General features: G+C 69.5%; 4 protein-coding genes. 2 read left to right on the top strand and 2 right to left on the bottom strand.

Annotated elements, in window-relative coordinates; translation table 11 throughout:
* Positions 1-849 precede the first annotated feature (849 nt).
* The gene (locus TsocGM_RS08780; RefSeq protein WP_126724931.1) at positions 850-1,488 is read right to left on the bottom strand and encodes an amino acid kinase family protein; all 639 of its coding nucleotides are present in this window, start codon (positions 1,486-1,488) and stop codon (positions 850-852) included.
* 695 nt (positions 1,489-2,183) lie between these two features.
* Between TsocGM_RS08780 and TsocGM_RS08775 the strand changes: the two genes are divergently transcribed.
* Positions 2,184-4,988 carry a DUF1553 domain-containing protein gene (locus TsocGM_RS08775; protein WP_126724930.1) on the top strand — a complete coding sequence of 935 codons (2,805 nt, stop codon included), beginning with the start codon at positions 2,184-2,186 and terminating at the stop codon, positions 4,986-4,988.
* Between the two features lie 47 nt (positions 4,989-5,035).
* A complete protein-coding gene (locus TsocGM_RS08770; protein WP_233578633.1) occupies positions 5,036-6,487 on the top strand; it encodes a DUF1501 domain-containing protein in 1,452 nt (483 codons plus the stop codon).
* Positions 6,488-6,555: 68 nt separating this feature from the next.
* Here TsocGM_RS08770 and TsocGM_RS08765 read toward each other — a convergent pair whose 3' ends face one another.
* The gene (locus TsocGM_RS08765; RefSeq protein WP_126724929.1) at positions 6,556-8,781 is read right to left on the bottom strand and encodes a PQQ-dependent sugar dehydrogenase; all 2,226 of its coding nucleotides are present in this window, start codon (positions 8,779-8,781) and stop codon (positions 6,556-6,558) included.
* Between the last annotated feature and the right edge of the window lie 50 nt (positions 8,782-8,831).

The raw sequence follows: 8,831 nt of genomic DNA, 5'->3' as shown, positions 1-8,831 counted from the left end.
GGCAAGAAGGCGATCGTGGCGGTGGCGCGTCGGCTGCTGGGGGTGATGGTCGCCCTGCTGCGGACGATGACGCCGTACCGCCTGGCCGCGACCTGAGCCGAAGCCGAAGCCGAAGCCGAAGCCGAAGGGACGATCCATCACCAAGAGCCGGAGACCTGTCGAGCCACCGCCCGGTGGGCGTGACGACCTGAGGGATGACCCCGGAGCGAACCCCGGCGGCGGCCCCGCCGCTGACCGCCGAGACATTGAGTGGCGGCGTCCCTCGGAATCCTCTTTCCTGGCGACGTCCGGCCTGGCCGGACGATCCCGCATAGATGGTTGAGCGTCCACGTCACGTCGGCCGAGCCTCGTGGAGAAGGATGCGGGCCGGGGCCTCCCCTCGGCCTGTGGCTCAGGGGAGGTGTGCCGGGGTGCACCGCCGCATCGCTGGTGGGCGTGGTCTGGGACGGGCAGGCCGACCGACGCCGACGGCGAGGGGGAGGTGCCGGGGCCCCGAGCCCACCGAACCTGCACCGGCAGCTTGACAGTCCCCCTCTCATAGATGGGTTCGCTCCGCTCGGCGGCGCGTCGTGGAGTCGGCCGTCGGCCGGCCTGGGCGCTCGAGGAGCGACGGACCCCTGGAGGCAGGCCGGGGGAGGGGAGCGGTCCGGTGCTCCTCGATCCGTTTCGACCTGACCTGACCTGATCCGATCCGATCCGATCCGATCCGATTCGATTCGATTGTCAAGGAACCCTCGGCGGTCGCGACGGGCGTCCCGGTCCTGGCGAGGGGACGGGATGGACGGCGATCGCACGGAGAGGACGCGCTCCCTGAGCAAGATCATCGGGGAGGGGGCCAGCGGCGGTGACTCAATGGCCGGAAGAGGGGCCGACGGCCGGTCGGGAGCGGGCCAGGGGGGTGGGCCTGGCGTGGGGGTCTCGGAGGTTGAGGAGCGAGACGAGGGGGATCGGCTCGGCGACGAGGGGGAAGAGGGGGTCGACCAGCCCGAGGGAGGAGGCGCCGGCGAGGTCGAGCCCGGCAGGGGCGGCGGTGCTCTTGAGCAGGAGCAGCTCCTCGGCACCGAGGAGGTCGGCGATCCGGGCCGAGATCGAGTCGCTGGTCACGTCCCAGTGGTGAGGCAGGGGGGAAGCGGACTCGTGGTCGTCTCGGTCCAGGAGCCGTCGGGGAGCGAGGACGGGGATGCCGCCGAGCTCCCAGCAGGGGGGGAGTTCCTCGGGGAGTTCCACGACCGTCAGACCGGGGAGGAGCCCCTCGGCGACTCGGGCCGTCAGGTCCATCGCCCGGAGGGCGAGGGCATGCGATCGCTCCTGGCCGAGCTGGTGGATGCGGTCGAGGTCTCGGATCGCGTCGACGATCGCCCCTCCCCCCACGACGATCAGGATCCGACGGCGGGCCTGGGCCTTGAGGAAGGCGTCGATCGCGGCCGGGAGGCCAGGCCAGTCGAGGAGGCTGCCTCCGAGCTTGACGACGAGGATCGGGAAGTCCATCGAGAATCGGTTCCGGGGGAGGGAGGGCCGCCCGAACTGGCGAGCGGCCCTGGGAATCGGCGTGAACGATACTCGCCGGGAGGCGAACCCGGGAGTCGAATCGCGTCGGGGGCCAGCGGCGACGATCGGCCGGCCGGAGGATCAGCCCGAGTCGGGCGGCGATCGTCGCCGATCGCGGGGCTTGGCGATCGACTCCGCTCGAAGAGTTCGTGCCGGAGCAGCTCGACCGCTTTGCGGACGGTCCGAATCGGCCGGGGCGTCCGTTTCCGCTGGGCTTGCCCGAGGTCAACGACTCGCTCAGAGAGGATTTCGGTCACGCGATGGAGTGCGGATCCGGCCGATGCGATCTCCGAGGCCGGGAATCGGAGGCGCCGCGGTGCGGACCGGGACCGGGCCTTGGGGCCGGAGAGCCGGCTCGCGGGGCGGAGGACCAGGCGCCCGGGGATCTCGGAGTTCTCCTGCCGGTCGCGGTGGAGACTGGTCCGGACAAGAGAGCCCCCCGAGGGGAGGAGGCGAAGGGTCGAGGGTTGCCCCGGGCGCCGAGGGTCGGGTCTAATAATGGGGAGACACGCTCAGGGCCCGCGACCGGCGACCACCCTCGCTTTCCTGGGACCGGACGGGACCTCCCCGGATCGGATGCCTTCCGAAGGGACGCCAGGCCCATCGCCGTCGCCGAAGACGAGGAGGCCGCTCTCATGGGCATCCGTTCGACGCTCGGGCTCGCCGGGATCCTGGCGTCTGTGCTCTCGGGGCCGGTCCCCGCTCGGGCGCGGGAGGAGGCAGCGGATCTCGAGTTCTTCGAGGCCCGGATCCGACCCGTGCTCGTCGAGCATTGCTACCGATGCCACTCGGACGAGGCCGAGGCGGACGGCCGGCTCAAGGGAGGGCTGAAGCTCGATTCCCGGGAGGGGCTGCGGATCGGCGGAGACAGCGGGCCGGCGGTCGTGCCCGGAGAGGTGGACGAAAGCGTGCTCATTGAGGCACTCCGGTATGAGTTCCTCATGATGCCGCCCGAGGGGAAGCTGCCCGATCCGGTCATCGCCGACTTTGAGGAGTGGGTCGCCCGGGGGGCTCCGGACCCGAGGGAGGGCGCGACGGCCCCTTCGCCGAGGGCGGGAATCGACCTCGAGGCCGGTCGCGAGCACTGGGCGTATCAGCCTCCCCGAGAATGGCCGGCGCCGGAGGTGTCGGACGCGGACTGGCCGATCACCGAGATCGACCGCTTCATCCTCCACCGGCTGGAGGCCGAGGGGCTTCGGCCCGTCCCCGACGCCGACCGCGTGACCTTGATCCGCCGGCTGTCGTTCGACCTGACCGGCCTGCCGCCGACTCCCGAGGAAATCGACGCATTTGTGCGCGATGAATCGCCGACGGCCTACGAGGATCTCGTCGACCGGCTGCTCTGCTCGCCGCATTTCGGCGAGCGCTGGGGGAGGCACTGGCTTGATGTGGCCCGGTTCGCCGAGTCGCTGACGCTCCGAGGCTTCGTTCTCAAGGAGGCATGGCGGTACCGCGATTTCGTTATCGACGCATTCAATGAAGACATGCCCTTCGATCAGTTCCTCCGCGAGCAAATCGCCGGCGACCTGATGCCGGGCGGCTCGCTGGAGGATCGCAGGAGGCGTCGGATCGCCACGGCGTTCCTCGTGCTGGGGAACACGAACCTGGAGGAACAGGACAAGGAACAGTTGCGGATGGATGTGGTCGACGAGCAGATCGAGGTGATCGGCAAGGCGATCCTCGGCCAGACGATCTCCTGCGCCCGCTGTCACGACCACAAGTTCGACCCGATCCCGACGGCCGACTATTACGCCCTCGCCGGGATCCTCCGCAACGCGAAGGCAATGAATCACGCGAACGTCTCCAAATGGATCGAGGTCCCGCTGCCGATGGACCCCGCCCGCGAGGCGGCCGTGGCGGAGCACGAGAAGGCCGTCGCCGCCCTGGAAGCCCGCGTCAAGGAGGCTCGCGCCCGGGCTGGAGGAGCGAAGGGGGTGCTCGCCGTCGCCGAGGCGCCGGGGATCGTGGTCGACGACGAGCAGGCGGCCAGGGTGGGCGACTGGACGCGGTCCACCTCCTCGGGTACCTACATCGGATCCGGCTATCTGCACGACGGCAACACGGCGAAGGGAGCGAAGTCGCTCACCTTCCAGCCAGAGATCCCCGAGGCGGGCGTCTATGACGTCTGGCTTGCCTACGCTCCTGGATCGAGCCGGGCGGCGAACGTGCCGGTGACGATCCTGAGCGCCGAGGGGGAGTCGACCCTCGAGGTCGATCTGAGGCCGACTCCCCCGATCGAGGGCAGGTACGTCGCGCTCGGACGCTTCCGCTTCGAGGCGAACGGGCAGGGCTATGTGCAGCTCTCCAACGAAGGAACGCGGGGCCATGTGACCGCCGACGCGGTTCTGTTTCTCCCCGAGGGGAAGGGGGACCGGCCCGAGGTCGTTGGCGATCGGACCGGCGACGACGTCGAGGCGCTGGAGGAGGAGCTGAAGCGGCTTCGGGAATCCGGCCCGAAGCGGGACCTGGCGATATCGGTCGTCGAGGAGGAGACGATCGAGGACGCTCGGATCCACATCCGAGGCTCGGTGCACCTGCTCGGCGAGGAGGTCCCCCGGGGCTTCCTCCGCGTGGCGACCGTCGGCGAGCCGCCGACGATGCCGGAGGGAGAGAGCGGGCGCCGGGAGCTGGCCGATTGGCTGGCCTCGGAAGAGAACCCGCTGACGGCCCGGGTGTTCGTGAATCGCGTCTGGCACTGGCTGTTCGGCTCGGGGATCGTCCGGACGGTCGACAACCTGGGCACCACGGGGGCCTCGCCGACTCATCCCGAGCTGCTGGACACGATCGCCGTTCGGTTCGTGGAGCAGGGGTGGTCGGTGAAGCGGCTGGTCCGGGAACTCGTGCGGTCCCGGACGTACCGGCTCTCCTCGGCGGAGGACCCGGCGAGCCGGGCGATCGACCCGGAGAACCTGCTGCGGTGGCGAATGGACCGGCGGCGGTTGGACGCCGAGTGCATCCGGGACGCGATGCTGGTCGCCTCCGGCCGGCTCCGCCGCGACCTGGGAGGGCCGACGTTTCCTCCCGAGCTGGACGCCGACTACGGCTACGATCGGGAGAGCGACCGCAGAAGCGTCTACGAGCCGGTCTTCCGCAACGCGCTGCCCGACCTGTTCGAGGCCTTCGACTTTGCCGACCCGAGCATGGTCGTCGGCCGCCGGGACGAGAGCACGGTGGCTCCTCAGGCGCTGTTCCTGATGAATCACCCGTTCGTGATGGATCGGGCCCGGGAGACCGCCCGCCTCCTGCTCGTCGAGAAGGCGGACGACGAGGAGGACCGGATCGATCGGGCGAGCCGGCTGGTCCTGGGCCGGCCGGCGAGCGACGCGGAACGGAGGATCGCCCTGGAATTCCTGGGGGAGTCCCCGGAGGATCTCGAATCGTCCTGGGCCCTGCTGGTGCAGGCAATGTTCGCCTCGATCGACTTCCGATACATCGAGTGAGACCGAACCTCCGGCCAGCGATCGGCCGGACCCCGCCCCGATGAACCGTGCCGCCCGATCTGGAGGAGGACGCCGTGCTCGACGCGATCCGACGCCGAGACCTGCTGAAGCACACCGCGTGCGGCTTCGGATACCTCGCGCTGGCCGGGCTCGCCGCGGAGCGGGCCGCCGCCGAGGCGCCTCCCGACCCGCTCTGGCCTCGGTCGCCGCACTTCCCGGCGAAGGCGAAGCGCGTCATCTTTCTGTTCATGCAGGGTGGGGTCAGCCAGGTCGACTCCTTCGACTACAAGCCCCGGCTCTTCCGGGACGACGGCAAGGACATGCCGTTCGACGACGCCCGGGTGATCGCCAACACCGGGGCCCGGGGCTCGGAGCAGCGCGTGATGCGGCCCCTCTGGGAGTTCTCCCGGCACGGGGAGTGCGGCCACTGGGGATCCTCGCTGTTTCCCGAGCTGAACCGGCACATGGATGAGCTTTGCTTCATCCACTCGCTGCACACCGAGGGGGTCGCGCACGGACCGGCCACCCTGTTCCTGCACTGCGGGGCGACCTCGGCCGTCCGGCCGTCGCTGGGAGCCTGGATTCAGTACGGGCTCGGAACGGAGAATCGCGACCTGCCCGGATTCGTCACCATTGGCCCCTCGGCCGGCAACGGCGGGGCCCGCAACTACGGCAACGCCTTTCTGCCGGCCGTCTACCAGGGCACCCCGCTGGGCAAGGCGGGGGCACCGGCGTCGGAAGCGACCATCCGGAACCTGTCCAACCCGAGGCTGTCGGAGGCCGACCAGCGCCGGCAGCTCGACCTGCTCCTGGCGCTGAACGCGGAGCAGTCCGGCCCGTCATCCGATCCAGAGCTGGACGCCGTGATCTCCTCGTTCGAGCTGGCTTGGCGGATGCAGATGAATGCTCCCGACGCGCTCGATCTCTCCGGGGAGTCGGCCGAGACGCTGGCCCTGTACGGAATCGGCGAGGAACCGACCGACAACTTCGGCCGCCAGTGCCTGCTGGCCCGCCGCCTCTCCGAGCGAGGCGTCCGGTTCATTCAGGTCACCTACGGCGACAGCACCGCCAACCCGGCGTGGGACCAGCACTCGAACATGCCCAAACACGCCGACCACGCCCGTCGGGTGGACCGGCCGATCGCCGGGCTCCTGGCCGACCTTCGGAGGCGAGGGCTGCTGGAGGACACGCTCATCTGGTGGGGAAGCGAGTTCGGCCGGACCCCCTACGCCCAGCAGAAGGGGACCGGCCGCGACCACAACCCCGACGGCTTTACCGTCTGGCTCGCCGGCGCCGGCGTGAAGCCGGGCTTCTCCTTCGGCGCCACCGACGAGTTCGGGCACAAGGCCGAGCAGGACAAGGTGCACATGCACGACCTCCACGCCACGATCCTGCACCTGCTGGGCCTCGACCACGAGCGCCTGACGTACCGCCACAGCGGCCGAGACTTCCGGCTGACCGACGTGCACGGCCGGGTGGTGGAGGGGATCTTGGCGTGAGTCAGCGTGGCGGATGGCCGCCGGTCCGGGCCGTCGACCATCCGCCCTCTCGGAACGAGGGAGCCGGCTCAGGGAGCGGTCGGCTCCAGGCTGCGGATCCAGTCGCCGATCAGCGCGACGGCCCGGCGGTCGACCTCGGTTGACATGAGGGGGGGCATCTGCCCGGTCAGACGACGGGAGATGCGCTGGTAGAGGATCGAGCGCTCGGGGGAGCCGGGAGCGACGATCCGGGCGTCGGGGATCTCGAAGCGGGTATGGGTCGGCTCCTCGTCGATGAGGTTCATTTGGTCGATGGGAGTGGTCCGGGAGAGGTTGATCTTCGAATTGCCGCCGCCGGCCTCGACGTGGCAGTTGGAGCAGTTGACGTGGAGGTAGGAGCGGACGCGCTCCTCGGTCGGCTGGGAATCGTCGTAGGGGTCGACCAGCTTCGGCCGGCGGGACCAGGAGCGGGGCAGCGGCTCTTCGAACAGGCCGAGGCGCTCGAATTCGAGGAGCTGGTTCGCGGTGCTCCCGTCTCGGCCCACCTCGCGATCGAGCTGCATTGGGTTGAAGGCGAGCAGGAAGCCGGCCGCCCGGGAGTGGCAGACCATGCACTCGGTGCGGCTGGGGAAGCGCCAGACCTGTTCGCGAACGCCGTCGGGGGCGTCTGGGTCGGGCACCTGGAAGAATTCGTTGTCCCCCTCGTTGGAGACGAGTTCGGCATCGGTCTGGTCGTCGTTCCAGCGGTAGGAGTAGCCGATCCACTCGCCCTGCTGCCGGGTGAGCAGCCGGGTTTCGATCCGCTTGCGTGTGGGCTGGCCGTCCTCATCAACGACGTCGAGGCTGAGGGTCTGGACCATCGCCGAGCCGCTGGGAGGGGACCAGTCGCCTCCGGCGTTCATCTGGGGCTTGAGCGGGATCGTCTCCAGCCCGGGAACGGCGGCGAAGCGCTCGATGGTCGCGCCGTCGACCCACTGCGGGGCGATCACCTCGAAGGGCAGGGCGGCGGGGTGGGGGATGTGGTCGGCGACCGAGGAGAACAGGCCGGTCTGGCTCAAGCGGGTGGGGAAGGGGTGCGGGGGAAGGTCGTCCTCGGTGGTGGGGACGAGCCGGTAGAAGCCGCTGCCCTGGTCGATGATGTAGACCTCGCCGTCATGGTCGGTGCCGAAGCCGGTGATGTTGAAGGGGGTGTCGACCAGCTCCTTGTGCCAGACGACCCGGGTGCCGTCGTGCTTGATTGCCCAGACCTTGCCGGTGGACCAGTCGCCGTAGAGATAGGCGCCGACGAGCTCGGGGAGCTTGGAGCCCCGGTAGACCTGGCCTCCGGTGAGGGAGCGGGCCTCGCTGTGATGGTGGTCGGCGGCGGGGGGAGAGATCGGGTCGGGACCTTGCTCACGCTGGGCCTGAAAGATTTGCATCCCCTCGGTGATGCTCCAGCCGTAATTGGCCCCTTTCTCGATCAGGTAGACCTGCTCCCAGAGATCCTGGCCGTTGTTGCCGACCCAGAGCTGGCCCGAGGGTTTGTCGAAGGTGACGCGCCAGGGATTGCGGAGGCCGTAAGCCCAGACCTCCGGGCGGGCGCCGGGGCGGTCGACAAACGGATTGTCGGGCGGGATGGCGTAGTTCCGGCCGGGCTCGGTTCGGTCGACGTCGATCCGGAGCATGGAGCCGAGCAGGTCGTCGATCCGCTGGCCGGTGAGGTACTGGTCCGAGTCGCTCGACCCGTCGCCGGCCGAGACGTAGAGCATACCGTCGTTGCCGAAGGCGAGGTCGCCGCCGTTGTGGCCGTTGGAGAACCACTCGATGATCGGGAACCGGGACGCCGGGTCGATTCCGTGGGGGGCGTTTCGGTCGACCGTGAAGCGCACGACCTGGGTGGCGGGCTTGCCGTCGCTGCCGGGGCCGTTGAGGCCGAGAAAGACATAGCCGTTGCGTTCATAGTCGGGATGGAAGGCAAGGCCGTAGGCGATCCCCTCGACCTCGAGCAGCACCTCGACGGAGCTGGCCTCCTGGTCGTCCCGGGCGGCGAGCAGTCGACCGGGGCCGGCCCAGTGGTTCAGATGCTGGAGGATGAAGAGGCGGTCGGTGCCCGGCTCGGGATACAGGCCCAGCGGCTGCTTGACCTCCAGGCCCGCGAAGGCCCGCTCGGTCTTGTACGGGAGGGGAGGATCGGGGGAACCGACAATCTTCGAATTTTCCCAGGGGATGCGATCCCGACCAGTCAGCGTGACCGGATCATCCGCGGCGACGCCGGCCGGATCGGAAAGCAAGGGACCAAGGAATAGGGAGAAGACGAGGGCGCTCGACAGCCTCATCGCTGGGGCCTCCCGGCGGGATGGTACGGATGGCGAAGCGAAGCATCGGA

Origin of the sequence: Tautonia sociabilis (genome assembly GCF_003977685.1) — a bacterium.
Lineage (GTDB): Bacteria > Planctomycetota > Planctomycetia > Isosphaerales > Isosphaeraceae > Tautonia > Tautonia sociabilis.
Note: the sequence above shows the minus strand (reverse complement) of the source record. Positions and strands in the feature narration are given on the sequence as shown.

Excerpts from the sequence above, each read along its gene's own strand:
- TsocGM_RS08765 (WP_126724929.1), bottom strand. The coding sequence starts at position 8,781 with ATGAGGCTGTCGAGCGCCCTCGTCTTCTCCCTATTCCTTGGTCCCTTG.
- TsocGM_RS08780 (WP_126724931.1), bottom strand. The coding sequence starts at position 1,488 with ATGGACTTCCCGATCCTCGTCGTCAAGCTCGGAGGCAGCCTCCTCGAC.
- TsocGM_RS08775 (WP_126724930.1), top strand. The coding sequence starts at position 2,184 with ATGGGCATCCGTTCGACGCTCGGGCTCGCCGGGATCCTGGCGTCTGTG.